Source organism: Tunicatimonas pelagia (assembly GCF_030506325.1).
Taxonomy (GTDB): domain Bacteria; phylum Bacteroidota; class Bacteroidia; order Cytophagales; family Cyclobacteriaceae; genus Tunicatimonas; species Tunicatimonas pelagia.
Genome location: NZ_CP120683.1, coordinates 6,885,197 through 6,905,352 on the forward strand (window position 1 = coordinate 6,885,197; position 20,156 = coordinate 6,905,352).

Annotated in this window: 16 protein-coding genes; 11 read left to right on the forward strand and 5 right to left on the reverse strand. The window is 44.5% G+C overall.

Annotation, left to right across the window (positions count from 1 at the left end):
• Position 1 precedes the first annotated feature (1 nt).
• Positions 2-1,294, reverse strand: coding sequence for an aminopeptidase P N-terminal domain-containing protein (locus P0M28_RS29255; RefSeq protein ID WP_302207055.1), 1,293 nt, complete (start codon positions 1,292-1,294; stop codon positions 2-4).
• A gap of 215 nt (positions 1,295-1,509) precedes the next feature.
• On the opposite strand from P0M28_RS29255, the gene hisG reads away from it, so the two are divergent.
• From hisG to hisB, 7 genes are all read left to right on the forward strand, one after another.
• The gene (hisG, locus tag P0M28_RS29260; RefSeq protein ID WP_302207056.1) at positions 1,510-2,370 is read left to right on the forward strand and encodes an ATP phosphoribosyltransferase; all 861 of its coding nucleotides are present in this window, start codon (positions 1,510-1,512) and stop codon (positions 2,368-2,370) included.
• On the forward strand, positions 2,367-3,680 hold the full coding sequence (gene hisD / locus P0M28_RS29265) for a histidinol dehydrogenase (protein ID WP_302207057.1): 1,314 nt from the start codon (positions 2,367-2,369) through the stop codon (positions 3,678-3,680). The genes hisG and hisD overlap by 4 nt, the downstream gene beginning before the upstream one ends.
• A gap of 53 nt (positions 3,681-3,733) precedes the next feature.
• Positions 3,734-4,123, forward strand: a complete 390-nt coding sequence (locus tag P0M28_RS29270; protein WP_302207058.1) for an Xre family toxin-antitoxin system antitoxin — start codon at positions 3,734-3,736, stop codon at positions 4,121-4,123.
• Positions 4,120-4,590, forward strand: a complete 471-nt coding sequence (locus P0M28_RS29275) for an RES family NAD+ phosphorylase (RefSeq protein WP_302207059.1) — start codon at positions 4,120-4,122, stop codon at positions 4,588-4,590. The genes P0M28_RS29270 and P0M28_RS29275 overlap by 4 nt, the downstream gene beginning before the upstream one ends.
• A gap of 8 nt (positions 4,591-4,598) precedes the next feature.
• Entirely contained in the window at positions 4,599-5,630 is a 1,032-nt protein-coding gene (locus tag P0M28_RS29280; protein WP_302207060.1) for a DUF4238 domain-containing protein, read from the forward strand.
• A 61-nt stretch (positions 5,631-5,691) separates the two neighbouring features.
• On the forward strand, positions 5,692-6,774 hold the full coding sequence (gene hisC / locus P0M28_RS29285; protein ID WP_302207061.1) for a histidinol-phosphate transaminase: 1,083 nt from the start codon (positions 5,692-5,694) through the stop codon (positions 6,772-6,774).
• A 2-nt stretch (positions 6,775-6,776) separates the two neighbouring features.
• Positions 6,777-7,874: a bifunctional histidinol-phosphatase/imidazoleglycerol-phosphate dehydratase HisB gene (gene hisB, locus P0M28_RS29290; protein ID WP_302207062.1), complete on the forward strand. Its 1,098-nt coding sequence runs from the start codon at positions 6,777-6,779 to the stop codon at positions 7,872-7,874.
• A 31-nt stretch (positions 7,875-7,905) separates the two neighbouring features.
• Here the strand turns inward: hisB and P0M28_RS29295 are convergent, their stop codons facing one another.
• The 4 genes from P0M28_RS29295 to guaA all read right to left on the reverse strand — a co-directional run bounded on the left by P0M28_RS29295 (position 7,906) and on the right by guaA (position 13,896).
• On the reverse strand, positions 7,906-8,922 hold the full coding sequence (locus tag P0M28_RS29295) for a hypothetical protein (RefSeq protein ID WP_302207063.1): 1,017 nt from the start codon (positions 8,920-8,922) through the stop codon (positions 7,906-7,908).
• A gap of 265 nt (positions 8,923-9,187) precedes the next feature.
• Positions 9,188-10,477, reverse strand: a complete 1,290-nt coding sequence (hemL, locus tag P0M28_RS29300; RefSeq protein WP_302207064.1) for a glutamate-1-semialdehyde 2,1-aminomutase — start codon at positions 10,475-10,477, stop codon at positions 9,188-9,190.
• Between the two features lie 6 nt (positions 10,478-10,483).
• The gene (locus tag P0M28_RS29305; protein ID WP_302207065.1) at positions 10,484-12,211 is read right to left on the reverse strand and encodes a tetratricopeptide repeat protein; all 1,728 of its coding nucleotides are present in this window, start codon (positions 12,209-12,211) and stop codon (positions 10,484-10,486) included.
• 149 nt (positions 12,212-12,360) lie between these two features.
• Positions 12,361-13,896: a glutamine-hydrolyzing GMP synthase gene (guaA, locus tag P0M28_RS29310; protein ID WP_302207066.1), complete on the reverse strand. Its 1,536-nt coding sequence runs from the start codon at positions 13,894-13,896 to the stop codon at positions 12,361-12,363.
• A 338-nt stretch (positions 13,897-14,234) separates the two neighbouring features.
• Here guaA and P0M28_RS29315 point away from each other — a divergent pair, with 338 nt between their 5' ends.
• From P0M28_RS29315 to P0M28_RS29330, 4 genes are all read left to right on the forward strand, one after another.
• Positions 14,235-15,716, forward strand: coding sequence for a Do family serine endopeptidase (locus P0M28_RS29315; RefSeq protein ID WP_302207067.1), 1,482 nt, complete (start codon positions 14,235-14,237; stop codon positions 15,714-15,716).
• 152 nt (positions 15,717-15,868) lie between these two features.
• Positions 15,869-16,459 (forward strand): RNA polymerase sigma-70 factor, encoded by a 591-nt coding sequence (locus tag P0M28_RS29320; RefSeq protein ID WP_302207068.1) that lies wholly within the window; start codon positions 15,869-15,871, stop codon positions 16,457-16,459.
• Positions 16,460-16,521: 62 nt separating this feature from the next.
• The gene (locus P0M28_RS29325) at positions 16,522-17,526 is read left to right on the forward strand and encodes a FecR family protein (protein ID WP_302207069.1); all 1,005 of its coding nucleotides are present in this window, start codon (positions 16,522-16,524) and stop codon (positions 17,524-17,526) included.
• Complete coding sequence (locus tag P0M28_RS29330; protein ID WP_302207070.1) at positions 17,523-20,153, forward strand: TonB-dependent receptor; 2,631 nt, start codon at positions 17,523-17,525, stop codon at positions 20,151-20,153. Before P0M28_RS29325 ends, P0M28_RS29330 begins: the two co-directional genes overlap by 4 nt.
• The last annotated feature ends 3 nt before the right edge of the window (positions 20,154-20,156 follow it).

Sequence of the window (20,156 nt, forward strand, 5' to 3'; positions counted from 1 at the left end):
GCTATTTTTCGTTCATGAGGGTTTCAATCTCGTCGGCCTCAATCGGTATTTCGCCCATAAGATCAGTAAGCCCTTCTTCACGAATCACCAAATTATTTTCCAGCCGAATACCCATATTTTCCTCTCGAATATAGATGCCCGGCTCAACGGTAAAGACCATTCCTGGCTCAAACTTCCGGTAGAGATTTCCCACATCGTGCACATCTAATCCCAGATGGTGAGAAGTGCCGTGCATAAAGTATTTGCGGTAGAGCGGTTGCTTCTCGTTTTGATTTTTTACGTCAGTTCTATCTAGCAGTCCCAGTCCAATAAGCTCGCTTTCCATTATTTTGCCTACTTCTTTATGGTATTCTTTAATGATATTGCCCGGACGTAGCAACTGCATAGCTTCCCGCTGCACCCGTAGTACTGCGTTATAGACGGCCCGCTGTCGGTCGGTAAATGTCCCGCTCACCGGAATGGTACGGGTCATATCCGCATTGTAGTTAGCGTACTCCGCTCCCACATCCATCAACAGAAGATCACCCGATTTACATTCTTGATTATTATCGAGGTAATGCAGTACACAAGCATTGCCACCCGAGGCAATAATGGGTTCGTAGGCAAAACCCCGGGAGCGCTGCCGGGTAAATTCGTGAATGTATTCGGCCTCAATTTCATACTCCATCACCCCGGGCTGCACAAACTTAAGCACCCGAAGAAAGGCATCTTTGGTAATTTGACAGGCCTGCTGAAGAAGATCAATCTCGTGCGTTGATTTTATCGCCCGAAGTTGGTGCATGATAGGTGCCAACCGCTGGTACTGATGTAACGGATAGTTTTGCTGACACCACTCCACAAAGCGAGCGTCGCGGGTTTGCACCGAAACGCTGGCCCGAAGATGCTCATTGGTATTCAGGTAGACGTGCTCGGCTTGCGCCATTAGGGTAAAAAAAGTTTTCTCAAACTGCGACGTCCACATAACCCGCTCCACTCCCGACGTTTGCGTAGCCTCATCTTTGGTATACTTATGTCCTTCCCAGATAGCGATTTCCTCACTGGTTTCTCGCAGAAACAGTATCTCTCGAAAGCTTTCGTCAGGAAAATCAGGAAACAATAGCAGAATACTCTCTTCCTGATCGATGCCGCTGAGATAAAACAGGTCGCTGTTCTGAACGAACTTCATGGTGCCATCAGCGTTGGTAGGCATAATATCGTTGCTGTTCAATACTACCAGCGAATTGGGTTTTAGCTGGGCAAGTAGGCGAAGGCGATTCTCAGTAAAAAGTTCAGGATTTATTGTGTGGTACTTCATAGTCGTTGTGTTTTGCTGCTAAATTACAAAATGCGGTAAGCTGATAAAACTTAGCTGCCCGATATTGAGTTGATGATTTTATATTACCATGTCCGTGCTCTATATTTGTTGGCAATTATGAGTAACCTACGTACGCACTATTGCACCGCTCACAAGTAAACTGAATTGGAACCTAGTGGTTCACTCTTCCAAACGCATTGACCATCAAGAATTTCATGAAAAAAACGCTACGCATAGCCATTCAAAAGTCAGGACGACTTAGTGAACAATCAGTAAAACTCATCAACGAGTGTGGCATCCACTTTAATAACGGAAAAAGCCGACTTAAAGCAGTTTCTTACAACTTTCCGGCTGAGTTTCTCTTTCTTCGCGACGATGATATTCCGGGGTACGTAGAAGACGGCGTAGCTGATTTGGGGATTGTGGGTGAGAATGAGATGGTAGAGAAAGCTAAGGATGTGTTGTTGATTAAACGACTGGGTTTTTCAAAATGCCGGTTGTCACTGGCTATTCCTCGAGATAAAGCGTATACCGAGCCTAGCTATTTCCAAGCCAAAAATATTGCTACCTCGTATCCGCGAATCTTACATCAGTTTCTGAAAGAAAAACAAATATCAGCGCATATTCACGAAATCTCCGGCTCAGTTGAGATTGCCCCTAGCATCGGTCTGGCCGATGCAGTTTGCGATATTGTCAGTTCTGGCAGCACTCTGCTGAGTAATGGGTTGAAAGAGGTAGAAACGATCTTCCGTTCGGAGGCAGTGCTCCTCGGCAACCATCAGGCTAGTGAAGAGAAAAAAGACTTAATTGATCAGCTGGTCTTTCGCATCAATTCGGTGCAGGCCGGAAAAGGGAATAAATACATTCTGCTAAATGCCCCAAAAGATGCAACCGAAGCTATTGTTAACCTATTACCAGGGATGCGAAGCCCTACGATTGTTCCTTTGGCTATGAGCGGTTGGAACTCTATTCACTCGGTGGTGCAGGAAGACCAGTTTTGGGAAGTGATTGAAAAACTTCGGGAAGCCGGAGCTGAAGGTATTTTGGTAGTGCCTATTGAAAAAATGATTTTATGACCATTATAGAAAATCCAGCGCGAGAAGAGTGGGCTGAGTTGACCCGTCGACCGGCTCAGAAGTTCAAGAAAATTGAGAAGATTGTAAAACCCATCTTGAAGAAAGTGAGAAAAAAAGGCGATGCCGCGCTACGGTATTTCGCTTTGGAGTACGATCACGTTGAATTAAAAGATATTCAAGTTTCGGCCGAAGAATTTGAGCAGGCCGAAGAGCAAGTAGACCAAGCGTTAAAAGAAGCTATTCAAATTGCTTACAATAACATTAGCAAGTTTCACGAAGCACAAAAAACAGATACCCTGGAAGTAGAAACCATGCCGGGAGTGCGTTGCTTCCGACGAAGTGTAGCGATCGAGAAAGTTGGATTGTATATTCCGGGAGGAACCGCTCCCCTATTTTCTACGGTACTGATGACCGGAGTTCCTGCCAAAATTGCGGGTTGTCAGGAAATAGTCATGTGTACTCCTAGCAATCGACGGGGACAAATCAACCCGGCTATTCTCTATACCGCACGGCTCGTTGGGGTTGATAAAGTATTTAAAATTGGGGGTGCTCAAGCCATTGCTGCTATGGCCTACGGTACCGAAAGTGTTCCTAAGGTTCATAAAATCTTTGGTCCGGGAAACCAGTACGTAACGGTTGCTAAGCAATTAGTTAGTAAATCTACAGTAGCCATTGATATGCCCGCGGGGCCATCAGAAGTAGCTATTCTGGCTGATGACTCTGCCAACCCTTCTTTCGTAGCCGCCGATCTGCTTTCTCAAGCCGAACACGGAGTAGATAGTCAAGTGGTACTGATTTCTGATAGCAAGAAGCTTGTAGATCAGACTATTGAAGCGGTGAAAAACCAGCTACCGCAACTGCCCCGACAAGAAATTGCCCGCGAAGCCCTAAAAAACAGCATGTGCTTCATCGTAAGCAGCTTAAACGAAGGATACGAATTGCTAAATGAATATGCCGCTGAGCACCTGATTATTGCTACCGCTCACCCTGAAGAGGCCGTTGAGAAAGTACGTAGTGCCGGTTCCGTATTTTTGGGACATTACACTCCTGAGTCCGTGGGCGATTACGCCTCAGGCACCAATCATACGCTACCCACCAACGGATTTGCTAAATCGTACAGTGGTATTTCTCTGGATAGCTACGTAAAAAAAATAACTTATCAGTCTATCAGCCCGAAGGGGCTACACCAACTAGGGCCGTACGTAGAAAAGATGGCGGCTGCTGAACAACTAGAGGCTCACAAAAATGCGGTGAGTTTGCGCTTGCAGAAGATAAAGAACAACGGAGATTCAGCAGTAATTGCCAAGTGAGTATCGGTAATTCTTTTCGAATTTTTTCGTATCTTTATCTGAAATTTTGCGAGATGAATCTATTAGATACTCCTTCCGATGTTTTCGTATTAATGGAAAAAAGTCGGAGCGGTATACACAAGGCCGATGTATTAGCTTTGCAACAACAAGCGCAATTAAACAACGAGCAGTTAGCCCGTAGCTTGCATATTACCGTTCGAACTTGGCAAGGGTACAGCAGTAGTGATAAGCTGAAACCAGCGGTTGCCGAACGGGCTCTACTTTTGGCTCAGCTGTACGCCCGAGGATTTGATTTTATGGGCGAAGCCCGATTTCGCCGCTGGATGCAACGAAACCATCAGGCATTAGGGAACCAACCACCGTTAGAATTTCTTGACACTTTCTTTGGAATTCAGCTATTGCTTGATGAGCTAGGGCGAATAGAACACGGAGTGCTAGCGTGAGCAATGTTCCCTCAGAGGTTTTCCGAATTAGCCGAGTGAAATACGCCTCAGATCTAACCGGCACGGGAGCACGTCTACACGGAGGGCGGTGGAACTCTAAAGGGCAGAGTGTACTCTACACCGCTAGTAGCCGGGCACTAGCTGCGGTAGAATTAGCTGTTCACTTAGACCTAAATGACCTCCCTGATGACTTAATCATGACCACGTTAACCTTACCGGAATCAGCTACAATGCTTTTGCTGAAAAGCTTACCCAGGGAATGGAATCGACACCCTCCCAGTTCAGCGTCCAAGAAAATTGGCGATGATTTCTTGATTGAAAACCATCATTTAGCCTTGGCTGTTCCTTCGGTGGTAGTAGATGAAGACATCAATTACCTACTAAACCCGAATCATCCACTATTTGCAAAAGTCAACATTAAACGGCAAGTTCCGTTTCACTTTGATCCACGTTTAGGACAATATTAGCTACAGTAATGAACCGACAGTTTCGTAGAAAAAATCATTATCTACCGCAAATGTATTTGAAGAATTTTACTGATGAGCAGAATCAATTACATAGTTATCGCTTGCTAGTCTCACATGACCAAGTTCATAAGTGGAAACGAACTTCAGTGGAAGGCTTTGCTTATCATGATAATTTGTATACTTACCACACTGAACAAGGTGAAACAGACGCCATGGAACGTTGGTTTCATCAGGAAGTCGAGCAACCAGTAGAAAAAGCACTCGAAAAGGTTGTAACAGATGCTCAAATGACTCCTAATGATTGGAAGAATCTAATTCGGTTTACTATGGCACTTGACCTTCGTACTCCTGCTCGTATGATTCAGGACATGAAGCGTAGAAACGACACCTTGCCAGACTTTTTAAATAAATCACTTCCCGAGAGCTTTCAAGAATTTCAAAGTTTATCTAATGAAGAAAAAGCTAACATCGCTCATAAGGAAAAAGATGACCTATTTCCCTTTCAAATACGAGTAGATCAAAAAAGAGAAAATCCAGTTTTAGAAGTATGTATTACAAATGGTCGTAGTTTATGGTTGGGGACTATAAAGAGCCACTTAACTCAAACATTACCAAAAGTAATAAATCAGCGTTGGACAATTGTGCATCCTGCTCAAGGGCTAACTTGGTTCACAAGTGATTTCCCAGTCATAAGACTGAACTACTACAGAAAAGGCAAATATGATTTTCAAGGAGGATGGGGTAACTCTGGATCAGAATTAATGTTACCACTGAGTCCTATTCATCTACTATACACTCGCGTAGGTTCTAAAAAGCCGTGGTTGCGAGGAACTCGACTACCGTTTGATCTTACCCAGCACATACAGAAAATAATTGCTGAACATGCCTTTTGCTGGTTCATAGCTCATAAGGAAGATCAAGAAGTAAGTCGCTTACGTCCAAGAGTGGTAAATTCTCAAAAATTTGAAGCAGAAAAGAAATTTTGGGAAGAATGGCACTCATTTAATCAACAGGCCGAACAAAGTTTTTGGCAGGAATAATCAACCTATTAATATACAGACTGATAAAAGTATTTTGTGTTTACAAAAGTTTGTTTATACAATGAAATCCTTTTCCGTAGAACCTCTTGTACGTCCGCATCTTCTTAACCTAAAGCCTTACGCTTCGGCCCGATCTGAATTTTCGGGTAAAGCCCAAGCATGGCTAGATGCTAATGAAAATGCTTACGGCACTCCGGGCCGTACTATCGAGAATGCTTTCCATCGCTACCCAGATCCGTATCAGTTAAAGCTGAAAGAGCAAATTAGTGAGATCAAAAACGTACCTACCGATCATATTTTTCTAGGAAACGGTAGCGATGAGGCTATTGATTTACTGATAAAGGTGTTTTGTCGTCCGGGGCTAGACAATATCGTGAGCCTCCCCCCTACTTTTGGCATGTACGAGGTGGCCGCTTCCATCAATGATGTAGAAGTAAAATCAGCTTCACTTACCGCAGACTACCAGATTGACCGAGCCGCCGTAAAGGAAGCTGTTAACGAAAATACTAAAATCATTTTTTTCTGCTCACCTAATAACCCTACTGGCAATCTGCTGGCTACCGAGGATATTCTTTTCTTTTTAAAGAGTTTTTCTAGCTTAGTAGTAGTAGACGAAGCCTACGTAGATTTTACCGATCAATCTAGTTTTGTGGATAGATTGGCTGACTACCCGAATTTAGTAGTATTGCAAACGTTTAGTAAAGCCTGGGGCATGGCCGCTCTCCGATTGGGTGCTGCTTTTACATCGCCGGACGTGCTGAAGTTTCTTAATAAGGTTAAAATGCCCTACAATGTCTCTACTCTGACCCAGCAGACCGCACTGGAAATACTACAAAATACTGAGCAGTACCATTCGTACATTACTGCAATTAAAGAACAGCGAAATTGGTTAATAACTCAGCTTCAGTCGTTAGAAACGGTGGAGAAAATTTATCCATCGGATGCCAACTTCTTTCTAGCCACGTTTGCTGATGCCCCCGACCTATACCAGTTTTTAGTAGACCAGGGGGTAATTGTTCGTAATCGTTCATCGGTTCGCCTTTGTGAAAGTGGGCTACGGATTACGGTCGGAACCGAACAAGAAAACCAACTGCTGGTGGAAACTCTTCGCCAGTATCAGCCCAAAAGCATATTAAACGACTAGCCATGCCTCAAAAACTGCTCTTTATTGATCGTGATGGTACGATCATCCAGGAACCGGAAGACGAACAAATTGACTCATTAGAGAAGCTGGAATTTGTACCCGGAGCTATTAGCAATCTCCGAAAAATCAGCGAACAAACCGACTACAAATTTGTCATGGTGACTAATCAGGATGGTTTGGGAACTGATTCTTTTCCCGAAGAAACTTTCTGGCCAGCCCATCAGAAAATGCTCAGTATTCTGCAAGGAGAAGGTATTGACTTTCACGAAGTTCTGATCGATAAATCTTTTCCTGCCGACAATGCGCCCACCCGAAAACCTCGAACTGGCATGCTGACCCACTACATTTCTAGCGAATATGATTTAGCTAACTCTTACGTGATTGGCGACCGGGAGTCGGATGTAGAACTAGCGAAAAACCTGGGTTGCCAAGCTATTTTTATTAGTCAGCAATCTCGCGCTGATGCTGCTTTGACCACCGAAAGCTGGCAAGAAATTTATCAGTACTTGGTTTTATCGCCTCGTAAGGTAATTCATCAGCGAAATACCAAAGAAACGGCCATTACCATTCAAATGAACCTAGACGGCAGCGGACAGACTCAAAATGATACCGGATTAGGCTTTTTTGACCATATGCTCGATCAGCTGGGGAAACACTCAGGCATTGATTTATCAGTGAAAGTGAAAGGTGATTTACATATTGACGAACACCATACGATTGAAGATACTGCCTTAGCGTTGGGTGAAGCACTATCTCAAGCAGTAGGCGGCAAACGAGGCATTAATCGCTACGGCTTCTTACTACCAATGGACGATAGTTTGGCACAAGCCGCTATTGATTTAGGCGGTCGCCCCTGGTTAGTTTGGGAAGCGGATTTTAAACGCGAAACGGTAGGTGATATGCCCACTGAAATGTTTTATCACTTTTTTAAATCATTTTCTGATGCGGCGAAGTGTAACCTCAACATCAAAGTAGAAGGTGATAATGAACACCACAAAATTGAAGCTACGTTCAAAGCAGTAGCTAAAGCCCTGAAAATGGCCATCCAGCGAAATGAAGATCAGCTAAGTAACTTACCTTCCACGAAGGGAATGCTTTGAAGGTAAGATGTAGCGGAAAGCTTTTGTTTGCCTACTTCCCGAAAGCTTCCCGACTGTGGTTCATATTAGTGCTAAACACCGGAAGACTAATCTTTAGCAAAGCGTAAAAGCCCCGACCTTTGATTCCAGGGCGTGATCCAATCTCTGCGCCGTAAGCCCAACCTAATTCTCGATTGTACTTACCGTCAATGCCTAATCGGTAACCCCAGATTTTGGTTTCTACCACATCGGCAGAGAACTCTCGAACATCATTATTGGCATTCGGGTCGCGATACTGCACCGCATCTAAGGTAAGGCCAGGAGCCAGCAAGAAATCTACGTACGTATTCAAAATGAAATCATCTACCAACACTCCGTAGCCTTTATCCGGCTTAATGGCCATATTTTTGATCCAAGACATAGAACCACCAATGTACCCTCCGGTAGCCACCAAATTAGTGTGGTAAAAGCTCTGTATCGGAAAGGGTTCCCCGGTTTCGTCCACCAGTATTACTTGCTGATCTTGCGTAATCCGCTTCATATCTACCGAGGTATCAAAGGCAAATCCTCCGGCTCGGGCTCCAATGATCTTTCTCACCTTCGAGGGCACCACCGTATGCTCCGGCACATGAGCCGCCCACCGATTTCCTTTAGCGTACTTTCGGGAATACAGAATTAGTTTAGTTTCGCTATCGCTTTCTTCGTCTTTAATATGATACGTTCCGCCCAACTCGAAGTAAGTAAAGTTATTGGGGGTATTGAGAATAACTTGATTTTTGATGGCTGCATCGCGTACCAGATCAAATGAGCGAGTATACGCTTGCCGAAAATTAGCGTGAAAATTAGCTTTGTCTTTATGGTAATAGTTAGCTGCAATGCCAAATCCAGCGTTTATGTTCGTAGAAAACACATCCGCGTACATCGGCTGTAAGTGCAGGAAAAACTTATTGATACTGTAAGGGTCGTCGTACAGTTCTTCGTAAGTGATTGCCTGACTACCAAGATTTTGCGCTTCCGCGAGCTTTGTGGTCAAACTGATTGTCAATAGCAGTATGATAATCCGTTTCAAGGTACCTTGATTTAGTGATCTTTTTCTTAGTCGCTAAACTAGATACATTAGCAAGAAATTAGTACGCAATACAATCGTTTCATTGCATACGTAATAAACTAGCAAAATTTAAAGTGGGAAGCAGGGTGCAGGGTGCAGGGTGCAGGGTGCAGGGTGCAGGGTGCAGGGTGCAAAATTATTTCATACCCTCAGGATTTCAATTCTCCTGGAAATAAATTCCAGCTTCCATTCCCCAACCCCTAATACCCAGTGACGATCAAGTAATTTAGTGAATAGCTTTTAGTGATTCGTAGTTTGCTCGGACAATGGTTTCTACCATCGCTTCGTCAATGGCGGAAGAGACAAACAAAGCCTCAAACTGCGAAGGAGCTAAGTAGATACCTCGTTTGAGCATTTCTTGAAAATACGCTCCGAACAACTTTGTATCCGAAGCACTGGCTGACTCAAAATCGTACACCGGATGCTCAGTAAAAAATAAGCTAAACATGGACCCTACGTGGTTAATCGTATACGAAACATTAAGCCGCTTCATGTTTTCTTTAATTCCATTAACAATAGTCTCGGTAGTTTCCGTTAGTTGCTGATACAGGGTTTGGTGCTTCTGCAACTGCGTTAGCATCGCATAACCAGCGGCCATCGCAATCGGGTTACCCGATAATGTTCCAGCCTGATACACCGGGCCTACCGGAGATACGTAGTCCATTACTTCTTTTTTACCGCCGTAAGCTCCTACGGGCAATCCTCCGCCAATAATTTTTCCTAGGGCCGACATATCAGGAGTAACGCCGTACAATTCTTGTGCTCCACCCGGTGCCAAGCGAAACCCGGTCATCACTTCATCAAAAATCAACAGGATACCGTATTCATCGCAGCGCGCGCGTAATCCTTCCAGAAATCCTTCATTGGGCAATACACAACCCATATTTCCGGCGACTGGCTCAATCATAATCATGGAAATATTATCCGGATTACTCGCAATTAAGCGATCAATGCTATTTAAATCGTTAAAAGTAGCCAAGAGAGTATCCTGGGCGGTTCCTTGGGTTACCCCCGGGCTGTTAGGTTCACCCATCGTCATAGCTCCACTACCGGCAGCAATCAAAAAAGAATCGCCGTGGCCATGATAGCAACCTTCAAATTTAATAAACTTATCGCGACCAGTATAGCCCCGTGCTAATCGGGCCGCCGACATGGCAGCTTCAGTGCCGGAATTTACCATGCGTACCTTCTCAATTGAAGGTACCATGCTCACAATTAGTTGGGCAATTTCTACCTCTCGGGAGGTGGGTGCTCCGTAAGAAACCGAGTGCGGAATCGCTTCAGCCAAAGCTTGTTCCACTGCCGGATTGCGGTGCCCTAAAATCATCGGCCCCCAGGAATTAATCAGCTCGATATACTGATTATCATCTTCATCGTAGATATATGCCCCTTCGGCCGATTTAATAAAAAGTGGGTTCCCTCCTACCGCTCGGAATGCCCGAACGGGTGAGTTTACTCCGCCAGGAATAACATGCTGGGCTTCTTCAAATAACGTTTGACTACGTTGGGTCTGCATAAAAATCTAGTATTCTACTTTGGTAATAACTAATGATCCTTCCTCAAACTGAATTATGGGAACATACTGATTATCATTAGCCTGAAAATAGTTATATCCCTGAAAAAACCGACTGGGAACCGGGGCTTCAGTCACGAAGAATTCTTGGAAATACACTCCGTACTCGTTGAGCATTTGTCCGATAAAGTAGACTATATCGTAGCCCAGAAAGACATTTTTGCTGGGAATTTGGTAGTACGTCTGGCGGTAACGGTCTCGAAACTCTTGCACTTCATCGTTGCGATAGTCTAAGTAAATTGAATTTATTAGACGGACTCCTAGACTCTCCAATTGCTCGTAAGAAATAGTGGTAAAATCGAACCAAGACCCGTTCCCGATGACTTTAAGCGGTAATCCCGACATCACCACCGCACTGATAGTGTTGGTAATGACTAGTTCCTGATCGGATGCCACATATACTACCGTTTCTCCTAAGTCGTGCAGCTCCTGAAGCTTTTCTACAAAAAGCTCCATCGTTTCTTCATTGTAATCATCAATTATTTCCAGATGTACTTCTTGATTATACGTTTCTTGAAATTCATTGATGAAGGTGAATACCCGCGCCGAATCTCGTTTGGTAGGACCAGTTACTACCACTGCCTGAGTAGCATCCAGTGAATCAATTGCGTGTTGAGCCGCAATTTTCGCTTCGGTAACAATGCTCGGCTTAATCAGATAAGAAAAACGATTATCCCCAATGATCTGCGGATTAGAAGAAAGCGGGTTAAACATGTATTTTTGGTTATCTCGAGCGTAATCGGATACCGCCCGAAACGGTCCTTGGTACAGTGGGCCAATAAACACATCCATATACTTAATCTCATCTTGCGCTAACAATTCCTGAGTTATGTCGTACTCCCGCTGGGTATCGTAAGCATGTAGTTGAACGTTAATGCCTTCCTGCTGTAAATCCTTAGCGGCTAGCTCCATACCTCGGTACAAATCCAAAATAAACTGATTCCCCACCCGATTACCCGCGTTATCGGCATCGAGCTTCTCTTGGAGAAAGGGTAAAAATGCGGCTAAGTGATATTCTTCTTTACGTACTGACGCGGCTTGACTAGCGACTCCCAAATCAGAGAGATCGATAGAATACCGTTCCACCAACGAATCTTTTTTGCGCTCCTGGTCTTCGTTATAGATGCTGTACGTGATGTTCGTTACTAGCTGTTCAGCCACTGCTTTTTCACCAGGATAATCTAGTAGCAGTCTTTCCAGCACTTCATCAGGGGTACGGGCTAGATAATATCGTTTCATTTTCTGAAGATCGCTCCGGATAGAATCGGTGGCAGTAGGCAGTTTAGACAATTCATCAGACTCTTTAAATGCCTGATCAAAATTACCCGATTCGTAGTAGCTGTTAGCCAAACCGTAGAGCACTTCGGGCATTTGCTTCCACCGAGGGTACTTGCTCTGAATTTGCCGGAACATATTCTTCGCCAAATCGGTATCGCCCGTTCGGAAAGCAGCCATTGCGTAAAAATAAGAGGCGTAGGGGGCAAACGGGTTACTCTTTTCGGCTCGGCTAATTGGCTGAAACAGCTCAATAGCTTGTTGATAGTTCCCCTGCTCATAGAGCGTTTTCGCTTGGTTGTACTGCTGCCGATAATTGATACCGGACTGAGCAAAAAGCTGAGAGGTGAAACCACTCAAAGCAACAGTTAAGAGGATAAAATTTCGTAAGAAACGAGACATTATTACGTTAGTTAATGGTTTAATGGTTCAATTGCTCAGTGGCTCGATTGTTCTTTGTCACTTGTCACTTGTCACTTGTCACTTAATTACGAAGCTCAAACTCTTGGTTATGGTCAAAGGTCATTTTAAATTCCGGTCTCCAGCACTCATTATTCCCACTCAATAGTGGCCGGTGGTTTTGAACTGATGTCGTATACTACCCGGTTCACTCCTTTTACTTGGTTAATGATCTGATTAGAGACTTCGCTTAAAAATTCGTAAGGCAAATGACTCCAGTCCGCCGTCATACCATCTACGCTGCTTACTGCCCGCAGTACAACCACGCGCTCGTAGGTGCGCTCATCGCCCATTACCCCTACTGCCTGAATGGGTAGCAACACCGCCGCAGCCTGCCACACATCAGCGTACAAGCCGCTGTTTTTAAGACCAGAGATAAAAATATGGTCAACTTCTTGCAGAATCTGCACTTTTTCGGCAGTAACATCTCCTAAAATACGAATACCCAACCCTGGCCCAGGAAATGGATGGCGTCCTAAAATAGTATCATCAATCTCCATAGTTCTCCCCACTTCCCGCACCTCATCTTTAAATAGCATTCGCAGTGGCTCAACTACTTTCAAATGCATTTTCTCAGGCAATCCACCCACATTGTGGTGCGACTTGATGGTAGCCGATGGTCCCTTTACTGATACTGATTCAATCACGTCGGGATAAATAGTTCCCTGTCCCAACCACTTGACATTTTCAATGCGGTGCGCTTCTCGATCAAAGATTTCAATGAAGGCTTTACCAATTGCTTTTCGCTTGCCTTCGGGATCAGTAACTCCAGCTAGTGCTTGGTAGAACTCCGCTTTTGCATCCACTCCGGTCACGTTCAATCCCATATCTTTATAAGAATGCAGCACATCTTCAAACTCATGTTTGCGAAGTAACCCATTATCTACGAAGATACAGTGTAAGTTTTTACCAACTGCCTGATGGATTAGCATAGCTGCCACCGAAGAATCGACCCCACCCGATAAACCCAGTACTACTTTATCATTCTGCAACTGCTCCTTCAGCGAGGCAACCGTAGCCTCTACAAACTGATCGGAAGTCCAGTCTTGAGCGCATTCGCAAATATGCACCACAAAGTTTCGTAATACTGTTTTTCCTTCGGTAGAATGCGTTACCTCCGGATGAAACTGAATGCCATATACATCTTTGTCCTGTAGTTTATAAGCAGCTACTTTCACCGATTCGGTGCTAGCAATAACCTCTACTCCCGATGGTACCTCGGCAATGGTATCGCCGTGCGACATCCACACCTGCGAGTCCGCCGTCATCTCTTTTAAAAGTCGGGAGTGTAAATCCAGGTGACGTAACCGTGCCCGTCCGTACTCGCGAATTTTAGAAGGCAAAACTTCCCCTCCTAATTGCTGAGCCATCATTTGGGCACCGTAGCAAATGCCTAGCACCGGAAACTTATCCAGCATAGCATCTATCGCCAGATTAGGTGCATCACTCTCGGTCACCGAGCAGGGGCTACCCGACAAAATAATCCCTTTAAGTGATGAAAGGCTATCTAGGCTAGGTAAATGGTTGTACGGATGAATTTCGCAGTACACATCCAACTCCCGTACCCGCCGAGCAATGAGTTGGGTATACTGCGAGCCAAAGTCAACAATTAGAATGGTTTCTGGCATAGAAAAAGCTATGTTAAAGCATGTAAACAATTGCACTGCAAGTTATTTACTTTCCCTTGAATGCTTCGAGAAAGCGTGTGTTTTTTTGCGATATTCTTATCGACACACTGATTTAGCCCTTGCAGAAGTTTTTTATCTTCGGCATAATACCTGGGCAATCGCTCATTCTTAACATTTTTTAACAGCTAACCTGTAATTTATCCCTAAACGATTCTGTTAGAAGTGCGTATTGTTCAATAAACACTTGCTATTTCAGTTGTACTATTGCAATAAAACCAATTCTAGTACGACCAGTTTATTAGTTGTTCATTAGCGAAAAAAAACAAATTTAAAAATCCATGAAAAATATTTTAACAACCGTATTTGCTGCGGTTTTTGCCAGTCTGATTACACTGGTAGCTTACACGTATTTTGTCGATGATAATCGGGTGTTTCAAGTAGATTCCACCAACGAGCCAGCGTTCGTTAACTATGTTGCTGAACCATCTTCTGCTATGGCTCCGTTTGACTTCACCGCTGCCGCTGAGAAAGTAACCCCCGCGGTGGTGCATATTACTTCGGTGCAACAGACGGCGAGTGCATCCCGAGAAATGGAACAGATACCGGAGTTCTTTCGCGACTTCTTCGGTGATCGGTTTCAGCAATCGCCCGGCCAGCAACGTCCCCGCATGGGTTCTGGCTCGGGGGTCATTATTAGCTCCGACGGGTATATAGTTTCTAACAATCACGTAATAGCCGATGCCGATGAGCTGACGGTTGTTTTAACTGATAATAGAAGCTACACCGCGCAAGTAATTGGTACTGACCCTACTACCGATTTAGCTTTAATTAAAATTGACGATGAAGATCTGCCCTATCTTTCGTTTGCCAACTCCGATGAAGTAAAAGTTGGAGAGTGGGTTATGGCAGCCGGTAATCCACTAAGCTACCTTAATTCTACCGTAACAGCTGGTATTGTTAGTGCCAAAGGGAGAAGTATCGGTATCTTGAGAAATGAAGAACGAACGTCAATTGAGTCGTTTATTCAGACCGATGCGGCGGTAAACCCGGGTAACAGTGGTGGAGCTTTGGTTAATGTTGACGGAAACTTAATTGGTATCAATACGGCTATTGCCAGCCAAACCGGTTCGTATATAGGTTACTCATTTGCCGTACCTTCTAATATTGCTAAAAAAGTGGTAGAAGATTTAAAAGAGTACGGAACGGTTCAGCGGGGCTTTTTGGGAGTGTCTATCGTGGGAATTAACCCAGCCGTGGCGAAGGAGTTTGACTTAGAGCTTAATCAGGGAGTTCTGGTACAGGAGGTTGTTGAAGATGGTTCAGCCCAAGAAGCTGGCATTGAGAAAGGTGATATTATTGTGAAGGTTGATGAGAAGAAAATTTTACGTAACTCCGATCTGCTATCGTACATCGGCCGTAAGCGTCCGGGTGACCAAGTGATGGTAACCATTAATCGAGACGGAGAAGAGAAGACTTTCGACATGACGTTGAAAACCCGCGGTGGTGAAACGAAACTAGTAAAAGCCCAACGAGGTGAAATGTTTGACCAACTGGGGGCTGAGTTTACTCAGCTAGGCGAAGAGCAACTAGACGAGCTAGCTATCTCTGGGGGAGTACAGGTCAGTAAAATCTACGCTGGAAAACTGCGTCAGCAAGGAATCAGAAACGGATTTATCATTACCCGAATTGCGAATCAGCCCATTCGTTCGCTAGACGATTTAAGTGAGGCATTAGAACAAGAGCAAGGCGGAGTGCTAATTGAAGGTATCTACCCCGATAGCCCTGATGAAAAGCAATTCTTTGGCATCGGATTGAATTAGATAATTAAACGTAGATCTAGTAGTAAAAAACCTCCCCGCACCGGGAGGTTTTTTTGTGTTTATATCTTTCCTTCGTTTTTAGCTTACATTTCTAGGCAGTCTGACCGGAATTGCATCATTCTTGTGCAAGTTATTTCTTACGCCTGAATTCGGTGAAAAATCCATCGCTAGCCATCTTACCATCTCAAGAGGAAACTATTCTGGAGGGCCTTCAGCAAGGTGAAGAATCTGCCTACCAAGCTTTATTTGAAGAATACTACACAGTTTTAACTACTTTTGCTTATCAGTACGTTCACGATTTGGATGCTGCTAAAGAGTTAGTACAGGAAGTATTTATAACCCTCTACCAAAAACGCGCTTCTATCCGTATTGAGAAGTCGCTAAAGTCGTACCTATTTCAAGCGGTCTATCGGCGTTTTCTCAATACCCACACCCAACAAGAGCGGCGTGATTTCTACCATAACGAGGTTGCACGGGAGCAAGATTTTTCAGACTGTACCGACGCTATGGAGCAAGCTGAAGCTTTGCAGCGAATTCATCGAGCCATAGACCAGTTACCCGATCAATGTCGGCGTATTTTTACGATGAACCGTTTCGATGGAATGAACAACCAGGCAATTGCCGATCAACTACACCTATCTAAACGCACCGTAGAGACTCAAATTAGCAAAGCACTCAAACTACTGCGACAATCGCTACTACCGCAAACACTGATTTTATTGCTATTGGAGTGGGTGATGTAAAAAGATCAAAAAATTTCAGTTGCAAATACGTGTTTTAGTTTTGAGCGATGTCTTAGCTATGTATGGCACCCGACAACCCCGTAGATCCAACATTATTAGTTCGCTACCTGGAAGATAAAAACCAGCTTAGCCCCGATGAACAAAACCAGATTGAGCAGTGGATTCAGCAGACTCCTCAGAACCAGGAAGGATTTGAAAAGCTTCGCATCATTTGGGAGCAAGCCAACCAAGCCAGTATTATAAAAAAAGTAGATGCCCAAGCTGATTGGCCCAAAGTATGGGCTAAAATACCCAGCAAATCCAAACCAACACCTACCCGACAACTACCCTTTTACCAACAGCGAGTTTGGCAGATAGCCGCTTCAGTTGCATTGCTGCTCATTTCTATCTGGGGAATAAGAACGGTTTGGCATACGGAGTCGCCCGCTGAGTTAGCAACGTATACTCTTGTAGCTCAAGATAGTATTAGGGTAATCAACTTACCTGATGGCAGCCAAGTCTTTCTCAACGAGACTGCCCAACTTAGCTATCAAGAAGACTTTGGTGAGCAAAACCGTACCGTTCACCTAACAGGAGAAGGGTATTTTGAAGTAGTCTCCAATCCGGCAGTGCCTTTTTTCGTCCACACCACTCCTACTACGGTTCGGGTAGTAGGTACCTCCTTTAACGTTAATTCCGCCGATGAGGCGGTAAAAGTAACCGTAAATTCGGGAAAAGTAGCCTTCTCTCATCAACGAGATACGCTGCTGCTTACCCCTAACGAAGTTGGAATATACCAGCCAGGCAAAGCGATGCAAGAATCAATGAACAACGATGAGAATTATTTGTCGTGGAAAACCGACGTACTTCGCTTTGATGACGCGCCTCTTTCGCAAGTAGCTGAAGATATAAGTCGTCATTTCCAAGCCTCAGTTCAATTAGAAGATGAAGCCTTAGAACAACTGCGATTTACCTCCGTGTTTCAGCAGCCATCTTTGGCCACAGTTTTAGAAGAAATAAGCATGGTACTGGACATCCAGTACACCCAAGAACGTAACCAAATAAAGTTTTTTATAACTAACCCATGAAATCACTAGTATTAATTGCCCTTGCGTACTTCTCTGCCCTGATTCAAGTACCCGAATCGTTAGACAAAGAAGTTGTCTTATCCAAACAAACCCTCACTGTTAAAGAAGTCCTCAAAGAATTAGACCGCCAAAGTAGTTTTACCTTTTCGTACAGCAATCGAATTCCTTTGCAGAAAAAGATTTCCTTCGGAAAGCAAAGCGGTTCAATGCGCTATTTTCTCGATCGTATCAGTCGCGACTACGCCATACAGTACAAAACTGTCAATGAAAAGATACTGTTGCTACGAGAAAAGAAGCGATCTCCCACAAAAAAAAAGAAGGAAAACGCCACTATTAGCGGTTACATAACCGACGCTTCTACCGGCGAAGAGCTCATTGGGGCTACCGTTTACATCCAAGAACTAGAAACGGGTACGGTGACCAACGTATACGGCTACTATTCGCTCTCGGTGCCTCCCGGCGAATATACGCTAGTGCTAAGCTTTATCGGCTACCAACGCCAGCGCCTAACTGTGCCGATTGAAGAAAGTCAAACCCTTAACGTAGAAATGGCACCCGAAGAAGTGCAGTTAGAAGAGGTTATCGTGACGGCTTCGGAAACTATTCCAGAAGTGCAGGAAATGGAGATGAGCACCGCGAAGGTAGATATCCAAACTATTCAGAAAATGCCCGCTTTACTGGGTGAGGTTGATGTTATCCGCAGCATTCAGTTGCTGCCGGGAGTATCTACGGTAGGCGAAGGGGCACCGGGTTTCAACGTGCGTGGGGGAAGTGTTGATCAGAACTTAATATTGCTAGATGAAGCACCCGTATTTAGTTCCTCTCACTTACTTGGTTTCTTCTCCGTGTTTAACCCTGATGCGGTAAAAGATATCAAACTCTACAAAGGTGGCATTCCCGCTCGCTACGGTGGGCGTCTATCGTCGGTGCTGGATGTTAGGCAAAAAGAAGGTAATACCAAGCGGTTTGGCCTGAAAGGCGGCATCGGGCTAATTAGCAGCCGATTGCTAGCAGAAGGGCCGATTCAGAAAGACAAAAGCTCTTTTATGGTGGCCGGGCGGCGTTCCTACGGCGATCTTTTTCTTCGTATGTCTAACAATGAAGACATTAATAACACGATTATCTACTTTTATGATCTAAATACCAAGGTCAATTACAAAATTAATGACCGTAACCGCCTGTACCTTTCGGGCTACTTTGGGCGCGACGTGTTTGGTGGTGCCGTAGAAAACTTACGCTTTGACTGGGGCAACCGCACGGGTACCCTCCGGTGGAATCATTTATTTAACGATAAGCTGTTTTCTAACTTTACTGCCATCTACAGCGACTATAACTATCGGCTAGCCTTTGCTAATAACGGCACTGATGCCGCGCTAGAAGAGTTTGAGTGGCAGTCAAGCGTGACCAATCGTAACCTTCAGGCTGATTTTACCTACTTTCCTTCACTAAGTAGTACCATTGATTTTGGGGTTAGCGGTATTTACTACGACTTCAATCCGGGTAGCGTAACCATTCGTACCAATGACCAGCCACCGGAGTCTCCGCTAGATTTGAATGAAGAGCACGCCATAGAAGCTGCCGCTTATTTTAATCATGAAAAAAAGTTCGGCGATCGGGTTACCCTTCAGTACGGATTACGGTACTCGGCGTTTATGAATATAGGCGAACGTGACGTATTTGAGTACGAAAACGGAACACCATCGCCCGACAATGCCGTGATCGATACAGTCTCTTACGGAGCGGGGGAAATCATTAAATTTTACGATGGTTTAGAACCTCGCTTTTCGCTGAATTACTCACTTAGCAAGCAGACTGCTCTGAAAGTTAGCTACAACCGTCTGTTTCAATATATTCAGTTGGTTTCCAACACTACAGCGGCTACTCCAATTGATATTTGGACTCCGGCTAATCAATACATTCAGCCTGCTATTGTAGATCAGATTGCCCTGGGTTATTTCCGCAATTTTCGGCAAAACACCTTTGAGTTCTCAGCTGAAGTATACTACAAAAACTTTCAAGATTTAATTGACTTCCGCAACGGAGCCGAACTAATTCTTAACGAAAACTTAGAAACTGAATTACTAAGCGGAAATGGGCGCGCTTACGGATTAGAATTATTACTGAAGAAGCGAGAAGGTCGCTGGACTGGTTGGTTGAGTTATACGCTAGCTCGTACCGAACGACAGGTCGATGGTATTAACAATAATGAATACTATCCTTCTAATTTCGATAAGCCCCACGATGTATCGCTGGTGCTTAACTATAACATTAACAAAAAATGGAATGCGTCGGCCAACTTTGCCTACATGACAGGGCGACCAACTACTCCTCCGGCTGCCCGGTTTGTGTACCAAGGCATAGTAGTACCTGATTACACCGGGCGTAACGGAGCGCGTACCCCGGACTATCATCGGCTAGACCTATCGGTTAATTACGAGCCACCGCCAAAACCCGGACGTCGCTGGCGCAATAGCTGGAACTTCGGAGTGTATAATGTGTACGCTCGGCGTAATCCGTACTCGGTCTTCTTCCGCCCTAACTCCGATAATCCAGCGATTACTGAGGCTGTGCAACTATCTATCTTCGCTAACCTCATTCCTTCAATTACCTACAATTTTACTTTCTAATTA

Excerpts from the sequence above, each read along its gene's own strand:
- hisG (WP_302207056.1), top strand. The coding sequence starts at position 1,510 with ATGAAAAAAACGCTACGCATAGCCATTCAAAAGTCAGGACGACTTAGT.
- P0M28_RS29330 (WP_302207070.1), top strand. The coding sequence starts at position 17,523 with ATGAAATCACTAGTATTAATTGCCCTTGCGTACTTCTCTGCCCTGATT.
- P0M28_RS29305 (WP_302207065.1), bottom strand. The coding sequence starts at position 12,211 with ATGTCTCGTTTCTTACGAAATTTTATCCTCTTAACTGTTGCTTTGAGT.
- hisC (WP_302207061.1), top strand. The coding sequence starts at position 5,692 with ATGAAATCCTTTTCCGTAGAACCTCTTGTACGTCCGCATCTTCTTAAC.
- P0M28_RS29315 (WP_302207067.1), top strand. The coding sequence starts at position 14,235 with ATGAAAAATATTTTAACAACCGTATTTGCTGCGGTTTTTGCCAGTCTG.
- hemL (WP_302207064.1), bottom strand. The coding sequence starts at position 10,477 with ATGCAGACCCAACGTAGTCAAACGTTATTTGAAGAAGCCCAGCATGTT.
- hisB (WP_302207062.1), top strand. The coding sequence starts at position 6,777 with ATGCCTCAAAAACTGCTCTTTATTGATCGTGATGGTACGATCATCCAG.
- guaA (WP_302207066.1), bottom strand. The coding sequence starts at position 13,896 with ATGCCAGAAACCATTCTAATTGTTGACTTTGGCTCGCAGTATACCCAA.
- P0M28_RS29280 (WP_302207060.1), top strand. The coding sequence starts at position 4,599 with ATGAACCGACAGTTTCGTAGAAAAAATCATTATCTACCGCAAATGTAT.
- P0M28_RS29255 (WP_302207055.1), bottom strand. The coding sequence starts at position 1,294 with ATGAAGTACCACACAATAAATCCTGAACTTTTTACTGAGAATCGCCTT.
- hisD (WP_302207057.1), top strand. The coding sequence starts at position 2,367 with ATGACCATTATAGAAAATCCAGCGCGAGAAGAGTGGGCTGAGTTGACC.
- P0M28_RS29270 (WP_302207058.1), top strand. The coding sequence starts at position 3,734 with ATGAATCTATTAGATACTCCTTCCGATGTTTTCGTATTAATGGAAAAA.
- P0M28_RS29325 (WP_302207069.1), top strand. The coding sequence starts at position 16,522 with ATGGCACCCGACAACCCCGTAGATCCAACATTATTAGTTCGCTACCTG.